General features: G+C 71.0%; 24 protein-coding genes. 11 read left to right on the top strand and 13 right to left on the bottom strand.

Annotated elements, in window-relative coordinates; genetic code table 11:
* Window positions 1–16: 16 nt before the first annotated feature.
* On the bottom strand, window positions 17–625 hold the full coding sequence (locus tag ABGB01_RS17630; RefSeq protein WP_347774491.1) for a glyoxalase: 609 nt from the start codon (window positions 623–625) through the stop codon (window positions 17–19).
* 55 nt (window positions 626–680) lie between these two features.
* Window positions 681–1,292, bottom strand: a complete 612-nt coding sequence (locus ABGB01_RS17625; RefSeq protein ID WP_347774490.1) for a helix-turn-helix domain-containing protein — start codon at window positions 1,290–1,292, stop codon at window positions 681–683.
* 69 nt (window positions 1,293–1,361) lie between these two features.
* Between ABGB01_RS17625 and ABGB01_RS17620 the strand changes: the two genes are divergently transcribed.
* Entirely contained in the window at window positions 1,362–2,267 is a 906-nt protein-coding gene (locus ABGB01_RS17620) for a DMT family transporter (RefSeq protein ID WP_347774489.1), read from the top strand.
* Window positions 2,268–2,298: 31 nt separating this feature from the next.
* Here ABGB01_RS17620 and ABGB01_RS17615 read toward each other — a convergent pair whose 3' ends face one another.
* Window positions 2,299–2,883 carry a hemerythrin domain-containing protein gene (locus ABGB01_RS17615; RefSeq protein WP_347774488.1) on the bottom strand — a complete coding sequence of 195 codons (585 nt, stop codon included), beginning with the start codon at window positions 2,881–2,883 and terminating at the stop codon, window positions 2,299–2,301.
* Between the two features lie 189 nt (window positions 2,884–3,072).
* Between ABGB01_RS17615 and ABGB01_RS17610 the strand changes: the two genes are divergently transcribed.
* Window positions 3,073–4,275 carry a hypothetical protein gene (locus tag ABGB01_RS17610; protein ID WP_347774487.1) on the top strand — a complete coding sequence of 401 codons (1,203 nt, stop codon included), beginning with the start codon at window positions 3,073–3,075 and terminating at the stop codon, window positions 4,273–4,275.
* 139 nt (window positions 4,276–4,414) lie between these two features.
* Here ABGB01_RS17610 and ABGB01_RS17605 read toward each other — a convergent pair whose 3' ends face one another.
* The gene (locus ABGB01_RS17605; RefSeq protein ID WP_138207895.1) at window positions 4,415–4,660 is read right to left on the bottom strand and encodes a hypothetical protein; all 246 of its coding nucleotides are present in this window, start codon (window positions 4,658–4,660) and stop codon (window positions 4,415–4,417) included.
* Window positions 4,661–4,711: 51 nt separating this feature from the next.
* A complete protein-coding gene (locus ABGB01_RS17600) occupies window positions 4,712–5,311 on the bottom strand; it encodes a hypothetical protein (protein WP_347774486.1) in 600 nt (199 codons plus the stop codon).
* 372 nt (window positions 5,312–5,683) lie between these two features.
* Between ABGB01_RS17600 and ABGB01_RS17595 the strand changes: the two genes are divergently transcribed.
* Window positions 5,684–6,940: an erythromycin esterase family protein gene (locus ABGB01_RS17595; protein WP_347774485.1), complete on the top strand. Its 1,257-nt coding sequence runs from the start codon at window positions 5,684–5,686 to the stop codon at window positions 6,938–6,940.
* 235 nt (window positions 6,941–7,175) lie between these two features.
* A complete protein-coding gene (locus ABGB01_RS17590) occupies window positions 7,176–7,373 on the top strand; it encodes a hypothetical protein (RefSeq protein WP_347774483.1) in 198 nt (65 codons plus the stop codon).
* A 48-nt stretch (window positions 7,374–7,421) separates the two neighbouring features.
* On the opposite strand, the gene ABGB01_RS17585 is transcribed toward ABGB01_RS17590, so the two are convergent.
* Window positions 7,422–8,129 (bottom strand): (Fe-S)-binding protein, encoded by a 708-nt coding sequence (locus ABGB01_RS17585; protein ID WP_347774482.1) that lies wholly within the window; start codon window positions 8,127–8,129, stop codon window positions 7,422–7,424.
* Between the two features lie 540 nt (window positions 8,130–8,669).
* Between ABGB01_RS17585 and ABGB01_RS17580 the strand changes: the two genes are divergently transcribed.
* The 7 genes from ABGB01_RS17580 to ABGB01_RS17550 all read left to right on the top strand — a co-directional run bounded on the left by ABGB01_RS17580 (window position 8,670) and on the right by ABGB01_RS17550 (window position 14,981).
* Window positions 8,670–9,041, top strand: coding sequence for a YciI family protein (locus tag ABGB01_RS17580; protein WP_347774481.1), 372 nt, complete (start codon window positions 8,670–8,672; stop codon window positions 9,039–9,041).
* Window positions 9,038–10,249: a DUF6596 domain-containing protein gene (locus ABGB01_RS17575; protein WP_347774479.1), complete on the top strand. Its 1,212-nt coding sequence runs from the start codon at window positions 9,038–9,040 to the stop codon at window positions 10,247–10,249. Before ABGB01_RS17580 ends, ABGB01_RS17575 begins: the two co-directional genes overlap by 4 nt.
* 256 nt (window positions 10,250–10,505) lie before the next feature.
* A complete protein-coding gene (locus ABGB01_RS17570) occupies window positions 10,506–11,261 on the top strand; it encodes a helix-turn-helix domain-containing protein (protein WP_347774478.1) in 756 nt (251 codons plus the stop codon).
* Window positions 11,262–11,490: 229 nt separating this feature from the next.
* A complete protein-coding gene (locus tag ABGB01_RS17565; RefSeq protein ID WP_347774476.1) occupies window positions 11,491–12,498 on the top strand; it encodes an ABC transporter substrate-binding protein in 1,008 nt (335 codons plus the stop codon).
* A complete protein-coding gene (locus ABGB01_RS17560; RefSeq protein ID WP_347774475.1) occupies window positions 12,495–13,595 on the top strand; it encodes an iron ABC transporter permease in 1,101 nt (366 codons plus the stop codon). The genes ABGB01_RS17565 and ABGB01_RS17560 overlap by 4 nt, the downstream gene beginning before the upstream one ends.
* Window positions 13,595–14,335, top strand: coding sequence for an ABC transporter ATP-binding protein (locus ABGB01_RS17555; protein ID WP_347774474.1), 741 nt, complete (start codon window positions 13,595–13,597; stop codon window positions 14,333–14,335). Before ABGB01_RS17560 ends, ABGB01_RS17555 begins: the two co-directional genes overlap by 1 nt.
* Before the next feature lie 115 nt (window positions 14,336–14,450).
* Window positions 14,451–14,981 carry a dihydrofolate reductase family protein gene (locus ABGB01_RS17550; protein WP_347774473.1) on the top strand — a complete coding sequence of 177 codons (531 nt, stop codon included), beginning with the start codon at window positions 14,451–14,453 and terminating at the stop codon, window positions 14,979–14,981.
* Between the two features lie 32 nt (window positions 14,982–15,013).
* Here the strand turns inward: ABGB01_RS17550 and ABGB01_RS17545 are convergent, their stop codons facing one another.
* From ABGB01_RS17545 to ABGB01_RS17515, 7 genes are all read right to left on the bottom strand, one after another.
* Entirely contained in the window at window positions 15,014–15,424 is a 411-nt protein-coding gene (locus ABGB01_RS17545) for a VOC family protein (protein ID WP_347774471.1), read from the bottom strand.
* Window positions 15,425–15,434: 10 nt separating this feature from the next.
* Complete coding sequence (locus ABGB01_RS17540) at window positions 15,435–15,875, bottom strand: helix-turn-helix transcriptional regulator (RefSeq protein WP_347774469.1); 441 nt, start codon at window positions 15,873–15,875, stop codon at window positions 15,435–15,437.
* 178 nt (window positions 15,876–16,053) lie between these two features.
* The gene (locus ABGB01_RS17535) at window positions 16,054–19,152 is read right to left on the bottom strand and encodes a DUF5722 domain-containing protein (RefSeq protein WP_347774467.1); all 3,099 of its coding nucleotides are present in this window, start codon (window positions 19,150–19,152) and stop codon (window positions 16,054–16,056) included.
* A 13-nt stretch (window positions 19,153–19,165) separates the two neighbouring features.
* The gene (locus tag ABGB01_RS17530) at window positions 19,166–20,608 is read right to left on the bottom strand and encodes an extracellular solute-binding protein (protein WP_347774465.1); all 1,443 of its coding nucleotides are present in this window, start codon (window positions 20,606–20,608) and stop codon (window positions 19,166–19,168) included.
* A 49-nt stretch (window positions 20,609–20,657) separates the two neighbouring features.
* Window positions 20,658–21,482 (bottom strand): carbohydrate ABC transporter permease, encoded by an 825-nt coding sequence (locus tag ABGB01_RS17525; protein WP_347774464.1) that lies wholly within the window; start codon window positions 21,480–21,482, stop codon window positions 20,658–20,660.
* Window positions 21,479–22,369 carry a sugar ABC transporter permease gene (locus ABGB01_RS17520; protein WP_347774463.1) on the bottom strand — a complete coding sequence of 297 codons (891 nt, stop codon included), beginning with the start codon at window positions 22,367–22,369 and terminating at the stop codon, window positions 21,479–21,481. The genes ABGB01_RS17525 and ABGB01_RS17520 overlap by 4 nt, the downstream gene beginning before the upstream one ends.
* A gap of 14 nt (window positions 22,370–22,383) precedes the next feature.
* Window positions 22,384–25,542: a family 78 glycoside hydrolase catalytic domain gene (locus ABGB01_RS17515; protein ID WP_347774462.1), complete on the bottom strand. Its 3,159-nt coding sequence runs from the start codon at window positions 25,540–25,542 to the stop codon at window positions 22,384–22,386.
* Window positions 25,543–25,629 lie beyond the last annotated feature (87 nt).

Raw genomic sequence — 25,629 nt, 5'->3', positions numbered from 1 at the left:
GACACGCTGAAAGCCGTCAGACGGCCTCCCACACGAAGCCGTCCGGATCGGTGAAGGGCCCGGCGTCGCTGCCGATGGCGAGCCGGTGCGATCCGGTGCCGTCGGGCGCGACGCCGACGGCCTTGGCGAGGGCACGCCGCTTGGAGAGGGAGAGCTTGACGGGGCTGGACGGAGCAGCGAACTCGACGTACCTGCGGCCGTAGCTCTTCGTCACGGCGAAGCCATGGTCGACGTAGAACTGCCTGCTCGCGGCCACGTCTGCGACACCCAGCTGGAGCACGATCTCGTCGATCTCCCGGGTGGCCGGGCCGGTGTCCTTCTTCGACGAGGACGCGACCGTCCAGAGCGTCCCGTCCGGGGCCTGGACCACGCCGCCGTAGCCCCACAGCGACTTCGCGGCCGGCTTCAACGCCGTGGCCCCGGCGCCGACAGCGGCGTCGACGAGTGCGTTGACGGTGGCCGGCTGGGACACGATGAGCGACAGGGTGAACCCTCGGAAGCCGGTCGTCGGCGCCGCCGGGGACCGCAGCCGCACCTGGTCGCCCAGATCGAAGGCAGTGGCGTAGAACTGACCCGCAGCCGCGGCGTCGGCCACCTCAAAGGTGACGCATTCGATGGAAGCCATGACGTCACGTTAACCACGGTCCGCGGGCCCGCGCTTCTCGATTCCTGACCGCTCGTCACGCCGGGGCAGGGCTCGTTCCGATCGCGGCGATGAGCAGGGTTTCAGCCTGTTCGCGGGCATGGGCGATGGGGTCCGCGAAAATGGTGAGGCCCTGGGCGACGAGCGCTCCTTCGTGGAGCAGCATGAGCGTGCGGCCCAGGTGAGCGGCCCTCTCCGGGGCGAGGTCCCGGGCGAGGTCGGTGAACAGGGCGAGCATCCACTGCTTCTGCCCCGTGATGATCGGATAGGCCGGGTGGGACGGATCGCTGATCTCAGCGTGGGCGTTGACCATGCTGCATCCCTTGTGGCTGTGCTGCGCGGCCCACTCGCGTGACGCGTCGAAGACGGCCAGGACGCGCGCCGCCGGCGCCGGCTCTGCGGCGTCCAGGTGGCCGGCGAGGAAGGCGCGCCAGCGTTCGTCGCGATCCGCGAGATACTCCACGACGATCTGCTCCTTGCAGCCGAACCGGTCGTAGAGGGTCTTCTTCGTCACCCCGGCCTCGGCGGCGATCAGATCCACCCCGACGGCATGGATGCCGCGCTCGTAGAACAGCCTCGCGGCGGCCTCCAGGACGCGCCGTGCGGCGGGCGTCATCGTGATCCGCTGGAGCTTGTCGCTGCTGCCCATGACATTGATTATACCGATCTGTATAGTGAAGGGGAAGGTATACAGATCGGTATAGTTAAGGACGCCGTCGTGAATCTCCTGCTCTCGATCGCTTTCGTGCTCTGCTGGAGCTCCGGCTTCATCGGGGCCAAGCTCGGCGTGGGCACCGCCTCCGCGGTCACGATCCTGATGTGGCGTTTCCTGCCTCTGGCCGTCGTCCTGATCGCCATCGCCGCCCTCTCGGGAACGTCGTGGAGAGGCCTCACCGCGCGCGACGTCGCCCGGCAGGCCATGATCGGCGTGCTCTCGCAGAGCGGCTACCTGCTCACCGTCTACTACGCGATCCAGCTCGGGGTCTCAAGCGGCACCACGGCGCTGATCGACGGCGTCCAGCCGCTCGTCGCCGGAGCACTCGCCGGACCGTTGCTGCATCAACCCGTCGCACGCAAGCAGTGGCTCGGCCTGGGCCTCGGAGTGGCCGGCGTGACCGTGGTCACCCTGGCCGATGCCACGTCCGGCGCCGGCGCGGCCTGGTGGGCCTACCTCATCCCGCTCCTCGGCATGTTCTCGCTGGTGGCGGCCACGCTGCTGCAAGGCCGCTCCCGTACGCAGATCGCCCCCGCGGTGTCGATGACCGTGCACTGCGCCACCAGCGCCGTCATCTTCACCACACTGGCCGTGAGCGCGGGAGCCGCGCGGCCGCCCGCCGACACCTCGTTCTGGATCGCGATCACCTGGCTGGTGGTCCTGTCCACCTTCGGCGGGTACGGGCTGTACTGGCTCATCCTGAGGCGCTCCGGAGTCACCAAGGTCAACACGCTCATGTTCCTCATGGCCCCGGTCACGGCGGTGTGGGGAGCCCTCATGTTCCGTGAGCCCTTCCACGTGCAGACCGCTCTCGGCCTGGCCATCTGCCTCGCCGCTGTCGTCATCGTCTACCGCGGCGAGGTCTCGCCGGCCCGCCCGCGCCCGCTCGCGTCGAGCGCACGCGGGTGAAGGTGAGGCCCAGGGCCGCGCGCCGCCGTGGTCAGGGATTTTTGCCCATCGCCTGGCGGACCACGTCGCGGACGCGGTCCATCATCGCGACCGGTGTCCCGACCAGGACGTTCTTGACGGCCGACTCGGTGCCCGGGTGCGGATGCGTGGGGGCCATCGCCTCTGCGGCCTTGACCCCGGCGGCCATGCTGCGCCGCTCGGCCGAGCTGGTGTGGGCCAGGAGCTGGAGGAACTCGTAACGTTCCTCGCTGCGGGCGTGCGCCTCGACGGCGGCGCGCAACATCGCCAGGTTCTGCATGAAGTCGGGGGCGTCCGGGCCCGCCTCGTCCATCCGCGACAACATCTCCTTGGCTTCGTTCTCCTCGGCGAGCCGGTCGTCGACCACGGCGTCGCCACCGTCGATGGCGCGGCGCGCGTAGGGATGGACGATCTCCTCCTCAGCGGTCTCGTGCACGGCCAGCATCCGCACCAGCCGGCTGAAGGCCTCGCCGCGCCCGCCGGCGGGCGCCTGCTCGACCTCGTCGAACAGGTCCCGGATCATTCCATGCTGGGCCTGCAGCAGGTCGATGACGTCCGTCTCGTCCATCGTCTCCGGCGCCGTCCTCTGGTCGGTCATGGCGATCCTCCTCCGAGTCCAGGCGTGGCCTACCCAGCGGAAGGACCGGCACGCCGTCCACGTCAAGGACGGCGGAAATGCTTACCGAATCCGGAATCTCGGGCGGGAGCGCGCAGAGACTGGGCCGGGAAGCCTCGGGTAGGGCGGGCACGCCGCACCTCTCTCACCAGCGCGAAGGAGCGCACGCACATGACCTTCAATCCGCTTCAGGAGCGGGGCATCCCGCTGGACAAGCAGCTGCGCAACTGGCGTGAGCTCAACGTCACACCGACCGATCCCGATCACGCCGACCCGTACACGCGGTGCCGGATCATCACGATGAACGGCATCGAGGTGGAGGCGATCATGTTCAGCCACCACCTCGCCCGCCACTGTCCCGACGTGGAGCTGAAGCAGCAGCTGGCCCGCGTGCGTTACATCGAGGCGCAGCAGCAGAAGGCGGTCAACTGGCTGCTGCCCGGCCTGGCGTCGGTGCTGGAGACCACCATGGCGTACGAGCAGGTGGCCGTCGACCTGACCGCGTGGGTGGCCCGGATGGAGCCGGACGCGTATCTGAAGCAGGCCTACCAGTTCGGCGTGCTGGAGGACTTCGACCACCTCTACCGCTACGCCAACCTCTACGAGATGATCGAGCACCGCAAGGCCGAGAAGATCGTCGACCAGCTCACCGAGGTGATGCCCGGCCGGCCGACCTACCTGCACCACCGCGACCCCGTCGACAACGTACGCGAGCCCTACGACCGGCGCTCGGCCGCGCCCATCTCCAAGCTGCACGCGCTGACCATCATGTCGGCCGAGCAGCAGACCATGAACTTCTACATGAACGTCGGCCCCATGTACATGGAGCCGATCGCCCGGCAGCTCTACCAGGAGATCGGCCTCGTCGAGGAGGAACACGTCACCCACTACGAGTCGCTGGTCGACCCCGGCGAGAGCTGGTGGGAGATGCTGCTCAACCACGAGTACAACGAGTGCTACCTGTACCACTCGTTCATGGAGACCGAATCCGACCCCAAGGTGAAGAACATCTGGGAGCTGCACCTCAACATGGAGCTGGAGCACCTGCGGCTGGCGGCCGAGCTGTTCAAGCGGCACGACGGCCGCGACCCGGAGCAGGTGCTCGCGCCCGAACTTCCCGCCCCGGTGACGTTCGAGCCCAACAAGCAGTACGTGCGCGAACTCATCGCCACCCAGATCGACTACACCACCCTGGGCACCGGCTACGTGCAGGAGGCCCACGAACGCTTCGAGAAGATGCAGGAGGCGATCATGGGCGGTGAGAAGGCGCCTTCGGAGCGGGTCATCGACGACAACCGCGCCAAGTCCGGCCACGAATACCGGCTGCAGACCGAGGGGGAGCACCCGGTCCACAGCCTGGCGTACAACCGTTGACGCCCTTCGATGCAACGGCGGCTGCCCGGCCGTCACGCCGGGCGAGAGCTCGGGAGCCGGGGCCGCGCAGGCCCTGGCGACCGACTCCTCCAGGTCGTCCGGCAGGGGGAGCCGGCAGGGCGCCCCGGGTTTCGGCGGGTCAGGCGCTGGCGGCCGCTCGCCAGCGCGCCAGGATGCTCTCGTCGTCAGTGCTGCCGTGCCACGCGGCTCCCTCGGGAATCACGTAGGGCAGCCAGGTCGCGTAGTCGGGGGCGTCAGGGGCGATGTCGCGCGTGCCGTCCACGCGGGTCCCGTCCGGCAACACGCTCGACTCGGGCACCCGCAGGACTCCGCCGGCCAGCATGATGGCGGTCATGAGCTGCGTCCCTCCCGTCTCACCGGTCACCGGTTCCCTCCTCAGGATAGCGCGCACGTCCAGCAGGGCAAGGAGATCCGGTCAGCCCATCCCATAGCGGCCCGAAACCCATAGATAGGCGCGCTGAGCGGCGTCCTCGTCCCCGAATAAGCTGATCAGGCGGCGGGCTCTCCCGGTGAGCACGCAGGCGAAGGCCTCGGCATAGAGCTCGGCCGGGTCCTGCCGGAAGGGCGGCGCCAGCTGCGGCGCCCGCGACGCGTGCAACCGTGACCAGAACACGCCGCGCGACGGCATGCCTTCCAGGTGATCCGTGGCGTGCCCCAGCTCGTGCCCGGCCACGCTGACCGACGGAGACGGCACGCTGCCGACGCCGACACGCCGCCGGTTGGGGTCGTAGACACCGGCGCTGCGCTCCCAGCCGCCCTGCTGGACCGGCAGCGCGACACCGCGAAGAGCCTCGAAGCCGGGCAGGTCGGGCACGGCGCCGGGCCCGACCACGATGCCGCCGTCCAGGTGCGCGGCCAGGCGGGCCCCTAATGCTCGCGGCACGGCGGACAGCGTCATGATGGACAGGAGGACCTCAGCGGGCGGGAAGGTGCCGGGATTCCAGGCCCGGGTCAGCCGGCGCTCGAGCGCGCCCACGTGGAGCCAGCCCGGCCGCCCTCTGCTCTGGCCGGCCAAACCCATCTCCCCCGGTGTCCACGCTGCACGACCGCCCAGCCGTGCCCGCAGCCCCACAGGGCGAGAGCCATCGATGGCGCGATCAACGTTGATGATCGCAAAGAACTCTAGCGAGGGTTGCGGTGCCGCGCATCCGCGCTACCCAGGTCCCCATCCGGGTGGCCGCAGGTCTACAACCGGGGCGGCGGGTCCAACCCTGCGCCGGGCCGCACTCGACCCAGGTTGGATGACCCGGTGACCGAGCGTCCTGTGGACTTGACGCGTGATCGAGTTCGACCACGTCAGCCAGTTCCCCAAGGACGTGAAGGCACCCGACGGCGTGCCCTTCACCGCCGGACGGGCGTTCCCCGGACGTCAAGGAAGTGAACCCGCATGAGCCGCAAGCTCGCCCGAACGCTCGCCGCTCTCTCCCTGTTCGCCCTGCTGGCCACCGGCTGCGGAGGCGTGGACACCTCCCGGGTGACACCCGACTCCGTGGTCCCCCTCGACCGGGCCCCGCTCTCCGACGCCGCCGGAAAACGGGTGGTCGGGATCGGCGAGGCCACGCACGGCAACAAGGAGTTCGTCCGGACCCGCGCGCTCATCATCAGGAAGCTGGTCACCGACCACGGCTTCCGAGCGGTCGCCCTGGAGGCCGACTTCGGCGGCACGGCGGCGGCCAACGACTATGTCATGAAGGGCGAGGGCAGCGCGCGGGCCGCAGCCGCGGCGCTCGGCTTCGACATCTACCGGACCCGCGAGATGGCGGATCTGATCGAATGGATCCACGACCACAACACCGCTCTCCCCGACGCGGACAAGGTGCGCCTCTACGGCTTCGACATGCAGCGCTACGACCGCAACAAGGACCGGCTGCTGCGCTATCTCGCCACGGCCGACCCCGCCCGGGTCCGCCCGGTCAAGGAGTCGCTGGCCGACCTCACCGATGCTACGAGGTCCGACCAGGACAAGGCGAAGGTGACCGCGGCCGCCACCGCCGCCGAACGGCTCGTCGCCCACATGAAGGACAATCGCGACACGTACGTGAGCCGCAGCTCCAAGGGATCGTTCGTGCTCGCCGTGCACCACGCCGAGACGATCCTGCGCGGCGCGCGGTTGCAGGTGTCCGGGGCCGACTACGCCGGCAAGCGGGACGCCTGGATGGCCGAGAACGTCGGCTGGATCGCCGACCTGGAGAAATCCCGGGGACGGAAGAAGATCATGGTGTGCGGCCACAACGGCCACATCGACAAGAGCGGTGCGGCGTTCACGTTCGCGTCGATGGGGCGGCGGCTGGCCAAGACGTACGGCAAGGACTACTTCACGATCGGCACGGAGTTCGGCGAGAGCACCTTCGTGGCCAAGGACGAGGATTCCGGGCAGCGCAAGCGGTTCACCGTGAGCCACGACTCGCCCCTGGCCAAGCTGTTCGGCGACGAGCGGATGGGCTACGTCAACGTCGCGCGGGCCTCCGCCCGGCCCGGCAACCGCGAACTGCTCACCTCGGAGATCCCGATGGGCAGCGTCGGCGACGCGTTCCGGTCGATCTACAGCCACCTGCGCTCGGCCTACACGGTGACGATGACGCCCGCCCGGGCCTACGACGCCCTGGTGTACGTGCCGGAAGCCGGCCCGGTCACGCCGTTGTGACGGACGGGCGTCATCCGCCGGCGGATGACGCCCGTCAACGCGCTCACCAGGTCTTGCCGGCCTGCCGGCGTACCGTGCGGTTGGGCGATGAGCCTGCCTGCTCCCGTGTGAGTTCGCCGCCGGGGCGGAAACGGCCCATCTTCCGAGCACGCCAGGCGAGGCGGTCACGGCTGACAACATCATCCTCACATAGGGTAACCGGCAATCACTTTCCGTTACTGCCTGTGGAGGCATCATGAAGTCCACCGCCCGTATGACCGCCATCCTGGCCACCGGCGCCTTGCTGACCGTCGTGCTCGCCACTCCCGCCGCCGCCGCTGCGGCCCCGTCAGAAGACCTGCTCAGCTCGCTGCTCGCCTTGGTGGGCGAGCTCCTCGGAGGGATCCTGGGCGGCGGAGTGTCGCTCGGCATCCTTCCCGGCCTCCTCGGCTGAGCGTTCACGGCCGTGCCGGGCGCGACGCGGCCGGGTCGGCTCCGGGCCTCAGGGACGCGAGGCGGCCGGGTCGGCTCCGGGCCTCAGGTGGGCGGCGAGAAGTTCGGCCAGGTGCAGCGGGCGGCGTTCGGGCGCGGTGTGGTTGATCTGGGTACGGCAGCTGAAGCCGTCGGCCAGGATCACCGTGTCCGGGCCGGCGCGGCGGATGGCGGGCAGCAGCTCGTGCTCGGCGCAGGCCAGTGACACCTCCAGGTGCCCGGCGGTGAAGCCGAAGTCGCCCGCCAGGCCGCAGCAGCCTCCCACGGTGCTCAGCCGGGCCCCGGCGCGGGCCAGCAGGTCCTGGTCGGCCTGGTGGCCGAGGACGGCGTGCTGGTGGCAGTGCGGCTGGCCGAGGACGTCACGGTCGATGGCGGGCGGCTGCCAGCCGTCGGTGCGCGTCAGCAGTTCGGCCAGCGTCGTGGTCTGCTCGGCCAGGCGGACGGCGTCGCGGTCGTGCGCCAGCAGGGCGGGGGCGTCGTCGCGGAAGACCGCCGTGCAGCTGGGTTCGAGGCCGACGACGGGGATGCCCTGCCGCAGCAGCGGCGCGAGCGTGCGCAGGGTGCGGCGCAACATCCGCTTGGCGATGCCGAGCTGCCCGGTGGAGATCCAGGTGAGCCCGCAGCACAGGGTGCGCGGCGGGATGAGCACCCGGTAGCCGGCGGCTTCGAGCACGTTGGCGGCGGCGGCGATGCCCCGCCAGGCTCGTGCCGCCGCCACGTGAGGTGATCGGCGCGCGGTGCTCGCGGCAGACGGTCACGGCCTCGACGGCCGCCTCCACGGTGCGGGGCACGACCACGCCGAGCGGGACCATCCGGTAGTTGGAGCCGTCGGTCGAGTAGGCGCCGCGGCTGCCGGGATCGAAGCGTACCTCTCCGTCCACGCGGGACCTCAGGTCCCGCTCGAGGTCCCGCACGCGCACGTACGGCCGGCCGTCGCGGCGGCGTACGGGGGTGGGAAGGTGCTCGGTCCTGGCCATGGCCATCTCTTCCCCCGCTGGGACGACGTGTCATCGGATTGCCGCCTGCCCCCTCGTGCGGGCCTGAATCCCGGCCATTCGGAAGATCACTTCTTTACGCCCGGTCCGCTCCCAGGACTCACCTATGCTGCGTCAACAGGGGGACGACATCGCGGGCCCGGGCGACGCCGGGGAAACCTCGTACGAGAAGTTCCGGCGGGGATGTCAAGGCGACGGCGGCGGCTCCGACCAACCGGTCGAAGGGGCCCAGCCGGGGCTCCGCGCGACAAGAGGAGTACGACATGAAGTTCCTGATCGGCATGCACATCAACCCGGCCGTGCTGGACGCGCTGACCGACGAGGAGAAGGCGGCGATCGGCGAGGGCCACGCGAGGTTCATCGAGGCGCTGAAGGAGTCCGGCGAGCTGATCAACACGCAGGCGCTGGTCGACCCTTCCCAGGCGGCCGTGGTGTCCGTGCGCAACGGCCAGCCCGTGGTCACCGACGGCCCTTTCCTGGAGTCGAAGGAATTCCTGGGCGGCTTCTACCTGATCGACTGCGAGAACAAGGAGCGGGCGATCGAGCTGGCGGCGCGGATCCCGGACGCCGCGATCCAGGGGCTGGGGGTCGAGGTGCGGCAGGTCATGTTCGCTGACGGGCCGTCGGAGGCATGACGGCGCCGGCCGTCGAGGACCTGCTGCGTGAGCTCGCGCCGCAGGTCCTCGGCACGCTGGTACGCCGGCACGGCCAGTTCGAGGGGTGTGAGGACGCCGTGCAGGAGGCCGTGCTCGCGGCCACCGTGCAGTGGCCGGCCGAGGGGGTGCCGGACAACCCGCGCGGCTGGCTGGTGACCGTCGCGTCCCGGCGGCTCATCGACCAGATGCGCAGCGACCACGCGCGCCGCGAGCGGGAGTCGGCGACGGCCGCCGAGGTGGCGCCGCAGGACGTGCCGGACACCGACGACACGCTCCTGCTGCTGTTCCTGTGCTGCCATCCGACGCTGACCGCGGCCTCCCAGACCGCCCTGACGCTGCGGGCCGTCGGGGGCCTCACCACCGCCGAGATCGCCCGCGCGTTCCTGGTGCCGGAGGCCACGATGGCGGCCAGGATCAGCCGGGCCAAGCAGCGCATCAAGGCCGCGGGAAGCTCGTTCAGCCTGCCGGATGGCCCGGAGCGGGAGGAGCGGCTGCGGGTCGTCCTGCACGTGCTCTACCTGATCTTCAACGAGGGTTACACCGCCTCGTCGGGCGGCGAGCTGCACCGCGTCGACCTCGCGCACGAGGCGATCCGGCTGGCCAGGATGGTCCACGCGCAGTTGCCCGGCGACGGCGAGGTGACCGGGCTGCTCGCGCTGATGTTGCTGACCGACGCCCGCAGGCGGGCGCGTACGACGGTGGCGGGAGACCTGGTGCCGCTGGCCGAGCAGGACCGCACGACGTGGGACCGCGCCCTGATCGACGAGGGCATCGAGCTGGTCAAGGCGTCGCTGGCCGCCCCGGCGCTGGGGCCGTACCAGTTGCAGGCCGCCATCGCCGCGACGCACGCCGACGCGGCGACGGCAGAGGAGACCAACTGGCCGCAGGTGCACACGCTCTACCTGATCCTGGAACGGATCGCGCCCAACCCGATGGTCACGCTGAACCGGGCGATCGCGCTCGCCGAGACCGAGGGCCCGGCCGCGGGACTGGCCCTGCTGTCCACGCTGGACGGTGACGAGCGGCTGGCCGGGCATCACCGGCTGATGTCCGTACGGGCCCACCTGCTGGAGCAGACCGGCGACACGGCCGGTGCGTACGAGCATTACCGGCGTGCCGCGAAGGCCACCGCGAGCATCGCCGAGCAACGCTATCTGGAGTCCCGGGCCGGGCGGGTGCGGCCCTAGCCCTCGTTGACCGTGCGGAACCTCGTGCGGCTCGTCCGGCTCGGGCTCGCTCGTCATGGTCACGCAGTTTTCCACAGGGCTCCCGGGACCGGTACCGAGCCGTTTCAGAGCGCTTTCAGCGGCGGTTCACCGCACCTCCTGACGATGGTCGCCCGATGGTGTGCGATCGAGCGAACAGGGGGAAGCGCATGCCCCGTGAGACGACCACCGTCCCTGCGGGCGTGGCGTCCGGCGGAGCGGCCAGGGCGGCGACCCCGTGACAGGGACGCGGCTGCTTCGACTCGGCGGGCTGACCCTGGTGGACGACCCGGAGGTCCCGGCCATGGAGGAGGACGCGTACGCGCTGGTCGTCCCCCCGGGGCGGCGGGAGGACGGCGCGTTGTTCCTGTACGGCACCGCGCGCGGGACCCGGTGGGCGTCCGGGAGCGCCTGCGTGATCATCCCGAAGTCCCTCGTGCAGCCGCCGGCCGAGCCGCCGTGCCGGGAGCTTCCCGCCGCGAGCGGAATCGCCCGGCTGCTGGCCGACTTCGTCAACGACGTGTGGAACGACCGGGAGAGCTTGCGGCCCGACGACGGCCCGCGGGTGGGCATGGCGCTCCTGGGGCTGGTCTCCGCGCTGCTCCACCACCTGATGGAGGACGGTCACGGCGGCATGCGGCAACGGTCCGGCCGGGACGTGCTCAACCGGCGCGTCCGTGCCTTCATCCAGCGGCATCTCCGCGATCCCGATCTGACGCCCGGCCGGGTGGCCGCCGCCCATCACATCTCGCTCAGCCACCTGCACGGGGTCTTCGCCGAGCAGGGCCTCACGGTCAGCGCCTGGATCAGGCGGCAACGGCTGGAACGCGCCCGCCGTGACCTGGCCGATCCGGCGCTGCGGGGCGTCTCCATCGAGGACGTCTCCGCGGCCTGGGTGTTCTCCCACCCGGCTGACTTCAGCCGGGCTTTCCGCCGCGCGTTCGGCCTGTCGCCCAGCGGCTTCAGGCGCCGGGCGCTGGCGGAGCCGGGGTGAGTTTCGCCCCGGCCGGCACCTCCTGACCTGCCCCTCCTGCGCGGCAGGGCGTGCGCGGCGAGGTGCGGAGGCTTGATGCAGCTTGCTGGCAATTGCGGCATATGTGCAAAATGAGGTCGTTCGTCGCACCATCGCTCGACCTCTCACCTCCGGAGACTCATCACATGAGCCGCACCCCAGCCATGCCGATCACTCGCGACAGCGTGCCGACGAGGGCGGTCGCCGGATCATGAGAAGGTTGCTCGTCCTGGCGGCGGCCCTGACACTGACCGCCTGCGGGCAGGCGCCCGCCACCCAGGAGACCGGCTCCGCCGCGGCGCCACCGCCCGGTTTCCCCGTCACGGTCGAGAACTGCGGGCGCACCCTCACCTTCGACCGGCCGCCCGCCAAGGTCGTGACCGGCTATCACCCGTCTCTGGAGACGCTGCTCGCCCTCGGCCTGGGTGACAGGATCGCCGGTCGCACGAACTTCTCCGAGAGCGCGTTCCTGCCCGGCCAGAAGGAACCGTACGACAAGATCCCGGAGATCTCACCGACGATCATGCTCCCCCAGAAGGAGGTCATGCTCGCCCAGGGAGCCGACTTCGTCCTGGACAACGCGATGGCCTCCTTCGACGCCGGCGGCGGCTACGCCACCGTGGAGGAGCTGGATGCCGCGGGCTCCCCGGTGTACATCCTGGGCGGCTGGTGCAGCCCCGAGGAGACGCTCGAGTTCACCCTCGAGGACACCTTCACCGACCTGCACAACCTCGGCAAGATCTTCGGCGTGTCCGACCGCGCCGGCAAGCTGGCCGCCGAGCTGCGCGGCCGGCTCGACGACGCGCGCGAGCGCGTCTCCGGCCGGCCACCGGTCAAGGTGCTGGCCACCGACGGCGGCAAGGGCCCGGTCAACGCCTACGGCGGCGCCGGCATCACCAACCAGATGATCACCGCCGCCGGCGGGGTGAACGTGCTGGCCGGCGTCAAGGGCGACTACACCGAGGTCAGCGTGGAGCAGATCAGCGCCGCGCAGCCCGACGCCATCCTGGTCAGCGAGTACGCCACCCTGCGGGGCGAAACGATGCCGACCGTGCGGGCCAAGACCGCTGACGCCCTCGCCATCGCGAGGAACAGCCCCGCGGCCAAGGCCGAGCGGGTGCTTCCCGTGCCGGTCGCGGCCCAGCATCCCGGCTACCGCAACCTTCTGGCCATCACCGACATCGCCCGCTTCCTCCACCCCGACGCGTTCCCCTCTTGACCAGCGAGACACGGCAGGCGCCGGCCAGGGCCGCGAACGCCGGAACGCATCGCCGGCGCGGCGGCCGGTTCGCGGCGCTCGTCGTCGCGCTGGCCGTGGCCGTGGTCGCCGCGACGTGGCTGGCGGTGAGCATCGGCGCCGTGCACGTCGCGCTGCCGCAGGCGTGGGGCATCGTCGCCGACCGGCTGGTGCCCGGCCTTGTCCCGCGCACGTGGACGCCGGTGCAGGCGCAGATCGTGTGGGAGTTCCGCCTGCCGCGCGCGCTGCTGGCGCTCCTGGTCGGGGCGGGGCTGGCGGTGGTCGGAGCGGTGCTGCAGGCGCTGGTGCGCAACCCGCTGGCCGACCCGTTCCTGCTCGGCATCTCGTCCGGCGCGTCCTTCGGCGCGGTGCTCGTGCTCATTCTGGGCGCCTCCACGCTGGGCGGGCTGTCGTTGTCGGGCGCCGCCTTCGCGGGCGCGCTCCTGGCCCTGGGCCTGGTGTACGCGCTGGCCCAGCGCTCGGGCCGGCTCACCCCGTCACGGCTGGTGCTGGCCGGGGTCGCGCTGGCGTACCTCTTCCAGGCCCTCTACAGCTTCGTGCTGCAGCAGGCGCAGAGCGGACGGGCGGCGCAGCAGGTGCTGTTCTGGCTCATGGGCAGCCTGGGCGGGGCCCGCTGGCACATGTTGCCGCTGCCGACCGTCGTCCTGGTCGCGGGCCTGGTCTACCTGCTGCTGCAGCACCGCCAGCTGAACGCGCTCACCGCCGGCGAGGAGACCGCCGTCTCGCTCGGCGTGAACGTGCACCGCCTGCGGATCACACTCTTCGTCCTCACCTCCCTGCTGGTCGGCGTCCTGGTGGCCACCAGCGGCGCGATCGCGTTCGTCGGGCTGATCGTGCCGCACGCGGCCCGCCTGCTCGTCGGCGCCGACCACCGCAGGGTGCTCCCGGTCACGGCGCTGCTCGGCGCGGCGTTCCTGCAGCTCGTGGACGTCGCCGCGCGGACCGTCAACGCGCCGCAGGAACTGGCGCTCAGCATCGTCACCGCGCTGTTCGGGGTGCCGTTCTTCCTGTGGCTGCTGCGCCGGCGCTCGGTCGACCGGGCGGTGACCGTCGCATGATGCTCGACCTGCGCGGCGTCTCCGTACGCCTCGACGGCCGCCCGATCGTGCACGAGGCCGATCTCCTGGTCGACGCCGGCGAGTTCGTCGCCCTCGTCGGTCCGAACGGATGCGGCAAGTCCACCCTGCTGCGCACGATCTACCGGGCGCTGCGTCCCTCGGCCGGGCTCATCAGCGTGGACGGCGACGACGTGCACGGCCTGTCCTGGCGCGAGTCCGCCCGGCGCACCGCCGTGGTGGCCCAGGAGACGCCCTCCGAGCTGGACTTCACCGTCGGCGAGGTCGTGCTGATGGGGCGCACGCCGTACGAACGGGTCACCGCCGCCGACGAGGAGCGGTGCGCGCGGGCCCTCGACCGCGTCGGGCTCGCGGGCGCGGAGGAACGCGTCTACGCCACCCTGTCCGGCGGCGAGAAGCAGCGCGCGCTCATCGCCCGCGCCCTGGTCCAGGAGACCCGCCTGCTCCTGCTCGACGAGCCCACCTCCCACCTGGACATCCGCCACCAGCTGGAGATCCTGCACCTGGTGCGCGAGCTGGGCGTCGCCACGCTGGCCGTGCTGCACGACCTCAACCAGGCCGCCGCGTTCTGCGACCGCCTGTACGTCATGAGCGCCGGCCGCGTCCTCGCCGGCGGCCCGCCCGGCCAGGTCCTCACCCCCGACCTGATCGCCGAGGTGTACGGCGTGCGCGCCGTCCGCCGCACCCAGCTCGTCTTCGAACGACTCAAGGAGGAGGAGTGATACGGCTTGAGGCTTTCCGCCGTTCCAGCGGGCATTGGCGCGGAAAAGTCTCCACATAAGGTTCAGCCGTTTCATCGCGCCCGAGTCCCTCGGGGACTTGATGGGGCGGCAGTGGATGGAACTGCAGCGGTGGATCTTCCCGCAGCGGTTCTTCCGGGAGAACCTGAAGCTCGGCGGGGGCGGCGAGGAAGGGCGCGACAACGACATCGTGCGGGAGACGTTCGAGCGCACCGGCGCGAGCGTGATGGGCAAGCGCATGTTCGACGCCGGCGAGCAGATGTGGCCGGAGGAGGCGCCGTTCCACACGCCGGTCTTCGTCGTGACGCACGAGAAGCGTGACCCCTGGGAGCGGCCGGGTGGCACCACGTTCCACTTCGTCAACGACGGCATCGAGAGCGCGCTCGACCAGGCCCGCGAGGCCGCCGGCGACCGGGACGTCCGCATCGCGGGCGGCGGCGCGACGATCCTGGAGTACGTGAACGCCGGCCTGGTCGACGAGTTCTCGATCGCGCTCTCACCCGTGCTGTTCGGCTCCGGAATCCGCCTGTTCGAGGGCGTGGACGCGGGCCGCGTGGCCCTGGAGCCGGTCCGCGCGGAGCCGACGCAGCGGGTGACCCACCTGACCTACGCGGTCCGGGGGCGGTGACGGCACACTCCTCCTGATCCAGGAAACAGCGCTCAGGCCTTCGGGGCCTGCGCGATGCGCACCATGGTGCCCGACGGGTCGCGGAACGCGCAGTCGCGCGTGCCCCAGGGGTGGTCGATGGGCTCCTGCAGCACCTCGGCGCCGGATGCGCGGACCTTTTCGAAGGTCGCGTCGAGATCGTCGGCACCGAAGACGATCATCGGCAGCGCTCCCTTGACGAGCAGGTCGTGAAGGTCGTCGCCGTCGGCCTTCGACCGGCCGGAGTGCGGGGTGGAGAGCACGTATTCGGGCGCCGGCAGGCCGGGGCTGCCGAGTGTGACCCAGCGGCCCTCGCCGGAGGGCACGTCGTTGCGTACTTCGAGGCCGAGCGCGTCGCGGTAGAAGGCGAGCGCCTCGTCGACGTCGTGGACGGTGATGTGGCAGTTGTGAAGTGAGATGGTCATGCGGACAACGCTAGGCAACCGGCTCGCTGTCCGCTTCTTCGATCCTGCTCGGCGCGTCCTTGGTCGGCCGGGTGTGCACCTTCGCCACGCACGGGGGCATCTCCGTCACGGCGCGATGCTCCCGCGCCCGGTAGGCGCTCGGCGTCTCCCCCACGAGCTGGGTGAATTTGGAGCTGAACGAGCCGAGCGAGGTGCAGCCCACCGCCATGCACGCGTCGGTCACGCTGACCCCCGCGCGCAGCAGCGCCATCGCGCGTTCGACGCGGCGGGTCATGAGGTAGTTGTACGGCGTCTCGCCGTAGGCCGCCCGGAACTGCCGCGAGAAGTGCGCCGGCGACATGAGCGCGTGGCGGGCCAGCGTCGGCACGTCGAGCGGGCGGGTGTATTCGCGGTCGATCAGATCCCGAGCCCGCCTCAGGTGCACGAGGGTGGAGAGGTCCTGCCGGGTCATGGGGAAAGGGTATACCGCCCCTACCGGACCTGCGGGAACGGCGGTACGTCACCGGCGGGGCTCCCAACGGAAGACGCGGGAGGCCAGCGTGACGGCCACGATGACGTCGGCGTCTGCGCCCTCTTCGACCGGCTGTCCGCCGAAGAGCGGACGTAGGCCGGTCCCGAGGCCGCGGACCTCACGAGATGCTGCGTCCTTCCACCGCGTCAAGCTCCAGCGGGCCGGCCCCCGCGTCGCCGCGCACGCCGAATCCGTACCGGTAGCCGGCCCTCACCTCCGGGTCCGACAGCGCGGGCAGGTGCTCCAGCGTGGCGGCGGTGACGAGTTCCCAGCCTGACCCGGTGTCGGCGTAGACGGCGGCGCGGTCGCCCACCAGCGACAGCGCGAACCGGCCGCCGTCGGGGATGCTCACGCCCTGCTTGACACCGAAGACCGCGAGCCCGCCTGGCACCTGGGGTCCGCGCACCTCGAAACCCACGGACTTCTGGGTGTTCACGTAGAACGCCACCACGTCCGTCCTGCCGTCCTTGACCAGGCCCGTGTAGACGGTGTCCATGTCGGTGGAGTCGCCCTGGAACTTCCTGATGGTGATCGCCGTGCTGAACGCCGGGTTACGCGGCGACACGCTCGACGGCATCAGCCCGAACCAGTCCGCCGACGGGTGGGCGGCCGACAGCGCGCCGTCCGCGTACGTCACTTGCGGCAGCTCCTTGTTCTCCGGCTCCGCCCGGTGCACCGGGTAGTCGCCGGCGCTGTCGAAGGTGTCGTCGAGCTCCAGGTTGGCGAAGGCGTCAGGGGCGGGCGGAACGGACCCGGCCTCCGGCGGCAGCCGGAACGTCACCCGTTGCTCCTGGCGCGAGTAGGACGCGCACACGACCGGATACTCCTGGTCCGCCGGCTCGTACGCGGTCAGCTTGGTCTCGAACGTGCGGCTCTCGCCGGTGCGCAGGCCGGTCACGCGCAGCGCGTCCGGGTCGACGGTCACGCCGTCGCAGGAGCTGAGCCGGACCTTGCCCGCCATGGGCAGCACGTCCCGGTTGGTCACGGTGAAGGTGACTGTGGAGCCGACCTGGCCGCGCTCGCCGGTGACGGCGGTCACGTCGATGTTGCGCCGGTCCGGGCCGGGCAGCGCGGCCACGGCCAAACTGAGCCGGTCGATCTCGTACGAACCCGCCCAGTCGGAGCCCACCGAGCCGCGCACCCACACCTTGACCCTGGAGATCGCCGCCCGCGGAGCCCAGCGGGACAGGTCGAGCGTGAGCCGGTTCCAGCCGAGCGCGGGGTCGATCGCGCCCACGCCCTCCGCCACCGCGCCGTCGCGCCCGTACACGCGGATCTTGGCGGAGAAGGCGTTGCCCGGCTTGAAGCCGTCGTCGGCGTTCTCCGGCACCCTGATCGAGACCGAGAGCCGCGACGTGCGCGTGGCGTCGAGCGGCTCGCCGAACACCACGTCGGCGCCCTTGTACGACTTGGCGTACTGCGACCAGCCGGGCAGGTCGCGGTCGAAGCGGACGCGCAGCGCGTGCCCGTCGCCGGCGGCCACCCGCTCCACGGCGGCGGCGTTGTCCGAGGGCCGCCAGCCGCCGGTGTCCGTCTCGAAGCCGGAGATCACCCGCTCGGCCACCGGCTTGGCGCCGAGTCGCACCCCGACGGTGGCGGGCGGCTTCCTGACGGCGAGCTCGGCCGGGTCGAAGCCGGGGATGACGTCCTTCCAGTCGGAGATCCCGATGATCTCCTTGGCGAACTCGGTCACCTCCAGCGACCGTTCGGTGTCGATCCCGGCGAACACCTCGTGCACCGGCTTGCGCTCGCCGGCGTTGGACGCGGCCTGGTGCTCCTCGTCCCACGTCCAGAGGCCGAGCCGGAGCCCGCCCTCCTGCTTGTGGTCGACGTGCCGGTGCAGGATGAAGGAGTCGATGCCGTCGGCGAAGGCCACCTTGTAGTAGGCGTACGCGTAGGCCGCGGCCTGGAGCCTGAGCTCCTCGTCGGAGTAGTCCTGCGAGTTCAGCCCCTGCTCGGAGAGGATCACCCGCCGCCGCTCGCCGCCGTACGTCAGGTGGTCCTGGGCGAGGTAGCGCGGCAGCAGCTCGATGTTCTTGAAAGTGATCCGCATCGTGTCGAAGCTGTCCGTGGCGGTCTTGTCGTTCCAGAACGCGGCGTTGAACAGGTTCTCCGGGTACGGGTGGTAGGCGATGTTCCAGTCGAAGTCGCCCTGGCGTTTGGTGAGCGCGTTGAGCCCGTCGACCACGTCGCGGCCCTTGTAGGTGTATTTCGGGTCGTCGTTGGCCGTGCCGGTCCAAAAGTGCGTCAGCGAGGTGTAGACGCGCGCGGCAGCGTCGGCCTTGCGCACGGCCTGCCAGGTCAGCCGCATCGCCCGGGTGTACTGCTCCAGGAAGACGTCCCGCTCCTGCGGGCCCATGTTGTACCAGAACTGCTGGGCGTCGATCTCGTTGCCGACGATCCAGCCCCATGCCCTTCCGTACCGGCCGTCGGCCCGGCTGTAGCGCTGGGCGAAGAACTCCATCGCGGCCGTGAAGTGCGCCTCGCCCTCGGCCGTCCTGGTGTTGAACGCGTAGACCGTGCCCTTGCCGAGCTCGGCCTCGGGGTGGATGAGGGTGCGGGCGGCGGAGTTGGGAGCGGTGCTGTTGTAGACGAGGACGATCAGGTTGACCAGCATCCCGTTGTCCGACAGCGGCTTGACCTGGGCGTCCAGCCCGGCGACGGCGCCGCGGTCGAAGTAGTAGGTCGTGCCCTGGGAGACGAACTCGATGGTGTTGCCTGGGTCGCCGGGCCCGGCCATCATGACCGAGTCGAGGGCGAGGTTGATGCCGGCGTGCTGGACGCCGATCTCCTCGGCGTCGTCGGACATCTGCACTTGCAGACCCTTTTTGCCCGACATTTCTGGGTATGGGGCTTGGCTGGTGGACGCGAAGCCCAGCCGGTCGGCGTAGTGCACCTCGCCCAGCGGCCCCTGCGCGCCCACCGCGAGGAACTTGTCGTAGAGCCGGTCCTGGTCCCCGTCCATGCGCGGCACCTCGACACGGAACTCTCCCGCCTCGACGGTCGCGACCGGCGTCTCCCCGGTGTGCGTGTCCTGCCACGTGTCGAGCGCGTACAGCTCGGCCGGCACGGACGCGGTGCCCGTGATGGTGACCGCGTTCTCGCCGACCTCGACGCCGGTCACCCCGCCGGTCATCTCGTCTGGGGTTGCCGCGTGCGCGGGCAGGCTCACGAACATGGCCGGTACGGCCAGCGCCAGGGCGATCAATAACCGCATTGTCAGCTACCTCCTACTTGGCCCAGTCCTCGTCGCCCCAGGCGTTCTTCTTGATTCCGGCCTCGATGCCCCGCTCCCACCACTTCGCCAGGTCGGTCAGCTCCTCCTCCAGCGAGCGCTCGCCCAGCAGGTAACCGTCGAACACGTCGCGGAACGAGGTGCCCTCGGGGCCGCCGGGCAGCGCGGTCACCCGGAACGGCCTGCCCCACTCGCCCTCCAGGAGCCCCGCGGTCTCGGCCGACGGCTCGACGCCCTCGACAGCGGGCAGGCCGCCGGTCGCGTCCAGCCACGGCTTGATCGCCGGCGAACTCATGTACTGCAGGAACTTGATCGCCGCCGCGTACTTCTCGTCCTTGACCGTCGACGGGATCATGTAGCTGGTGCCGCCGATCGACGCGCCGTAACGGGCGGGGGCGTCCGTCGACAGCGGCGTGGTGGCCTTGGTGATCGTCGGGAACGGCATCGTGCCGAGCGGGAACTTCGCGTCCGCCTTCAGCGCTTCGACGGCGAAGTCGGTGCCCCACGACATGGCCGCCTTGCCGGAGACGAAGTCGCGGTAGCCGACCGTCGCGCCGCCGTCGGCCACGCCCGTCCAGTTGGGCGTGCCGCAGTCGAAGAACTCCTTGTAGATCTTGAGCGACTCGGCCACCTCGGGCGTCCTGGTGGTGAGCGTGCCCTCCTTGATCACCTTGCTCATCGACTTCTCGGTCACGGTCGGCGCCCTGCCGGGCTCGCCGGCGGCGTCGAACTGGTTCCACTCGTCGTAGTACTTGTCGATGAGCTGGGTGCTGACCGCCTCCCACGTCCAGCCCGCGGCCAGACCGCCCTTGTCGAGCGCGACCGGGTCGAATCCGGCGTCCTTCAGCTTGGCGCAGGCGGACCTGAAGTCCTCCCAGGTGGCCGGCGGCTGCTCGATGCCCGCCTTGGCGAAGGCGTCCTTGTTGTAGAACAGGCCGATCGCGACCAGGTTGAACGGGATGTACTCCAGCTTGCCGCTCTCCTTGCTGAGGGCCTTGGAGACGCCGGGACCGTAGTACTCCTTCCTGAACACGTCGATCCAGCGCTGGTTGCCCGGCACGTACGGGTTGGGCTTCTGCAGCTCGGCGTCGAGCGCGTGCACCTCGTGCGCCTTGTGCGGCGGCTGGTTGAAGACCAGCTCGGGCGCGGTGCCGGCGGCGAGCTGGGTGGTGATCGTCTGGGAGAATCCGTCGAGGGGCAGCACCTGGGTCTTGACCTCGATGCCCGGCTCGCGCTTCTCGAAGGAGTCGACGAGCGCCTCCCAGGCCGGGCCGAAGCTGCTGCCGCTGGCGTTCCACTGGTTGGGGCCGGCCAGGGTGATGGTGACCCTGCCGCCGGCGCCGGTCGCCGACGTGTCGCCGGTGCCCAGCAGGCCGCAGCCGGTCAGCGCGAGCAGCAGGGCCGAGGCCGCCAGCCCGCGCTTGGGGGGTGTTCTCATGGGGAGCCGGTTCCTTTCTTGGTTGATACGTTTCAACGAACGGCGGCCCTCACCTGCCGGAGACGATGCCGCCCTGGATGCCGGCCAGGAACCACCTGGACAGGAACGTGAACAGCACCACCAGCGGAAGGCTGGCCAGAACATAGCCCGCGAACAGCGGACCCCACTGCTGCGCGTTCTGGTTGGCGAAGAACGCCAGCCCGGCGGGGATCGTCCGGTACGCATCGGTCTGCACCGTGAGCAGCGGCCAGAAGTAGTCGTTCCACACGCCCAGCACCGTCATCAGCGCCACGGTGCCGATGACGGGCCGGGACAGCGGCAGCATGAAGGTCAGGAACAACCGGGTCCCGCCCGCGCCGTCGACCCGGGCCGCCTCGAAGATCTCCTCAGGGATCTGCGCCATGTAGGTGCGCATGACGACGATCCCGAACACCGTGTTCGCGGTGACGTGCGGGACGATCAGCACCAGCCGGCTGTCCAGGATGCCCAGATCCCGCATCAGCACGAAGAGCGGGACCAGGCTGGTGATCGAGGGCACCATGAGCAGCGCCGCGATCAGCCCGAACAACGCGCCGCGACCGGGGAAGCGGAAGCGGGCGAAGACGAAAGCCGCGGCCGGGGCCAGCACCAGCGTGCCGGCGATGGCCAGCCCCGCCACCACGAACGAGGTGAACAGGTAAGGGCTCACCTGCTCCCAGGCCACCGCGTAGTTGTCCAGGTGCAACGGCCAGGCGGGCGACCAGTAGCCGGCGAAGAACTGCTCGTTGTCCTTGACCGAGGCCGCCAGCATGAACAGGTAGGGGAACAGCCCCGCGAACGCCAGCACCGCCAGCACGGCCCCCGCCACCAGGTCGGTCCTGCGCGTGCGGCTCATGCGTCCGCCTTCCTGCCCAGCGTCAGCGCGACCAGGCTCACCGCGAGGGTCAGCACGAACAGCACGGTGCCGAGCGCCGCCGCGTAACCCCAGCTCGTGTCCACGAAGGCCGAGTCGAGCATGCGCAGCACCGGCACCTGCGTGGCGTTGTCGGGCCCGCCCCCGGTCATGATGTGCGCCTGCATGCCGTACTGCAGCACCGAGATCACCGCCAGCACGAACAGCAGCTTGACGTCGCGGAACATCATCGGCAGGTCGATGGTCCAGAAGCGGCGCAGCCGGCCCGCTCCGTCGACCTCGGCGGCCTGGTAGATCTCCGCCGGCACGTTCTGCAGCGCCGACAGGAAGACGAGGAAGGGCAGGCTCGCCACCCACGGGAAGCCGATCGTCATCAGCGCGACGAGCGCGGTGTCGGGGTCGCCGATCCAGTTGCCCGCCAGCCCGTCCAGCCCCATCGCGCGCAGCGCGCTGTTGATGACGCCGTCGCGCGGGTCGTACATGAACTGCCACAGCAGCACGTTGACCACCGCGGGGAAGGCCAGCGGGAGGATGAGCAGCGTGCGGAACACGAAGCGCAGCCGCTCGCTCGACAGCGACATCACCAGCTCGGCCGCCAGCAGGGGGAACACCCACATGAGCGTCACCGCCCAGACGAAGATGATCCCGATGTTGCGGAACGAGGCCCACCACAGGTCGTCGCCGAGCATCGTCAGATAGTTCTCGAAGCCGACGAAGGGCGACTCGAAGCCCGGCCGCCACTCGAAGAGCGAGTGGACCATGCCGTTCAGCGCCGGATAGTACGCGAACGCCGCGAGCAGGGCGAACGTGGGGAGGAGGACGAGGTAGACGCCCCACGGGGGCCGGCGGCGCACCTTTGTACTGGTCACGATCGAACTGCCTCTCAGCTCGCCGTGTCCTGCGCCCGGAACGCGTACGAGCCCGAGCCGACCCGGTAGACCGCTCCCCCGCCGTCCAGCCGGTCGAAGGTCACGCACTCCGCCTGGCCGGCCGGCACGCCGCCCTCGGTCACCCGCTCGGGCGGCGCGGGCACGTGCACCTCGGCGCGGGTGTTGGGCGGGACGACGACGTCCAGCGCGAAGCGGTCGCCCTCCAGCCGCCAGGCGACCTCCACCCGGCCGTGCCGGGTGCGGTGCGCGGTCGTCGCCCAGGTGATCCCGCCGCCGGGCCGCGGCCGCACCACGACGTCGGCGTAGCCGGGCGACCCCGGGGCGAGCCCGCCGACCGTCCGGTACATCCAGTCGCCGACGGCGCCGTACGCGTAGTGGTTGAAGGAGTTCATGCCCGGGTCCTGCAACCCCCGGTGGTGGCTCCATGAGTCCCAGCGCTCCCACATGGTCGTCGCCCCGCCGTGGACGACCGGGTAGAGCCAGGACGGGAAGGTGTCCTGCGCCAGCAGCCGGTAGGCCACGTCCAGCCGCCCTGTCGACGTGAGCGCGTCCAGCAGGAACGGCGTGCCGAGGAATCCCGTCGACAGGTGGCCGCCGCGGGCCTCGATGTCGCCGGCCAGCCGGGCGGCCGCCCTGGGCAGCTCGTGCTCCTCGAACAGCCCTGCCGTGACGGCCAGCACGTAGGCGGTCTGCGTGCCCTCCGCCAGCACGCCGGGGCCCTCGACGAAGGCCGCGCGGAACGCCTCCCGTACGCGGCCGTACAGCTCCAGGCAGGCTTGCTCGTCCGCGTCGCGGCCGAGCGCGGCGGCGAGCCCGGCGAGCTGCCGGGCGGACAGCGCGAAGATCGCGGTGCCGACGAGCCGTCTGGACGTCTCGGCGCCGATCGACAGCCAGTCGCCGAACCCCTCCTCCGGGAAGATCCCGCCGTCGGAGCGTTTGTCCAGGTACGCCAGCCAGCGCGTCATCGGCTCGAAGCAGGCCGCCACCACACCCGTGTCGCCACGCAGCCGGTGCAGCGCCCACGGCAGCATCACCAGCGCGTCGCCCCAGCCGGGCGAGCCCGCCTCCTTGGCGGCGGGCGACAGCCCGCGACCGGACAGCACGTCGGGCACCACGTGCGTGACGGCGCCGTCGTCGCCCTGCGCGGCCACCACGTCGTCCAGCCAGCTGCGCAGGAACCGGGCGACGTCGTAGTTGAACAGCGCCGTGGGCGCGAACGCCCAGATGTCGCCCGTCCAGCCGAGCCGCTCGTCACGCTGCGGGCAGTCGGTGGGGACCGCCAGGAAGTTACCCCGCTGCCCCCACACTATGTTGCGCTGCAGCCGGTCGAGCCGCTCGTCGGAGCAGGTGAACTCGCCGGCCGGCTCCATCGCGGCATGGGCGACCCTGGCCGTGATCCGCTCCGGGGCCGCGCGCAGCCCCGACACCTCGACGTAGCGGAAGCCGTGGAAGGTGAAGCGCGGCTCGAACGTCTCGGTCCCGTCTCCGCTCGGCAGGAACTCGTCCATCGCGCGGGCCGAGCGCAGGTTGGCCAGGTGCGGCCCGCCCTCGTGGTCGAGGACCTCGGCGTGGCGCAGCACCACCGGGCGGTCCCGGCCGGCGCGGCCGGTGAGCCGGACCCAGCCGACCAGGTTCTGCCCGAAGTCGGCGATCCACCGGCCGGGGCTCCGCTCCCACACCGCGACCGGCTCCAGCTCCTCGTGCACCCGGATCGGCGGCGCGACGGCGGCGGTCAACCGGCCGGCGGGCGGGCTCACGCGCACAGCGGGCGCCCAGCGGGAGTCGTCGAACCCGGCCTCCGTCCAGCCGAGCGGCTCCGCGGCGAGGTCCTGCCGCTCGCCGTTCTGCAGGTCGGCGTAGCGGATCGCGCCGGTAGCCGCCCGCCACCCGGGGTCCGTGCACAGCCGGGTCACGCTGCCGTCGTCGTGCAGGATCTCCAGCTCGGCGCGGAAGGCCGGCCTGCGGCCGTACTGGAAGGGGCCGAACCAGCTGATGTGGCCGGCGTACCAGCCGTCGGCCAGGATCGCGCCGATCGCGTTGCGCCCCTCCGACAGCAGCTCTGTGACGTCATAGGTCTGGTACGTGATCCGGTGGCGGTAGTCGGTCCAGCCGGGCGCCAGGTGGTCGGCGCCCACCCGGCTGCCGTTCACGTGCACCTCGTAGACGCCGAGCGCGGTGGCGTAGAGCCTGGCCCTGCGCACCGGCGACGGCACGTCGAACTCGCGCCGCAGGTAGGGGCTGGGCCGGTCGGTGATCGGCTCGCGGCCGTGCGGCGGGTCGCCGTGCAGGCCCACCTCCTCTGCCAGCGACCACGCCGAGTCGTCGAAGCCGGGCTGCTCGAACCCGTCGCCTGGTGAATCGTCGGCCCGCCACCTGCCGCCGGACGTGACGGTCACCCCGCCCGCCGCCGCCACGGGCACGAGCTGCGCCAGCACCGGCCGCCCCTCGACCACGACCTCCAGCCGCACGCACAGCCCGGACCCGCCGGCTCTGATCGCCAGCACGTTCTCGCCCGAGGCCACCAGGTCACCCGCGTCGGCCACGAACGCGCCGTCCCGCGTCTCGCCGGCGACCGGCACGCCGTTGACGTACGCCCTCACCTCGGAGCCGCCGCCTATCACCAGCCACGCCGACAGCGGCCGCGCCCCGCCCGGCACCTCGAACCGCGTGCGGAACGCCCCGACCGGCGAAGGGGACGGCCCGAGCCGGCCGGCGGCCCACATGCGCGGCACGTTCTCCAGCGACGGCAACCGCTCCGAGCCGGGCACCACGGGCGTGCCGATCCAGCCCGCCGTCCAGCCGGCGGCGTCGCCGAGCCCGGTCTCGAACCAGCGGGCGGGACCCCACTCCGACCACGTGCCGCTCTCGTCGGCCACCTTGACGCGCCACCCGTAGCGGGTCCGCGGCCGCAGCTCCGCCCCGCCGTACGGGATGTCGTACGTGGCAGCCGAGGTCACGGCATCGCTGTCCCAGACCAGCTCGGCCCTCTCGCCGGCCGGATCGCCCTCCCGCGCCACGATCACCCGGTACGCGCTCTGCGCGCGCCCGCGCCCGTCACCGGTGATCTGCCACGAGAACAGTGGAGCGCTCGTGTCCAGGCCCAGGGGCTCGGCCAGCCCTTCGACCCGGGGATCGGTCACGGCCAGCTGCATGCAAGGGCTCCCAACTATTTGAAACATTTCAATCCCGCGCACCGTAAGCAGGTGGAGGTACTCGCGTCAATGCCTGCCCCGATACCT

Source organism: Nonomuraea sp. B5E05, from assembly GCF_039880665.1.
Lineage (GTDB): Bacteria > Actinomycetota > Actinomycetes > Streptosporangiales > Streptosporangiaceae > Nonomuraea.
This window is presented reverse-complemented; position numbering and strand designations above follow the sequence as displayed.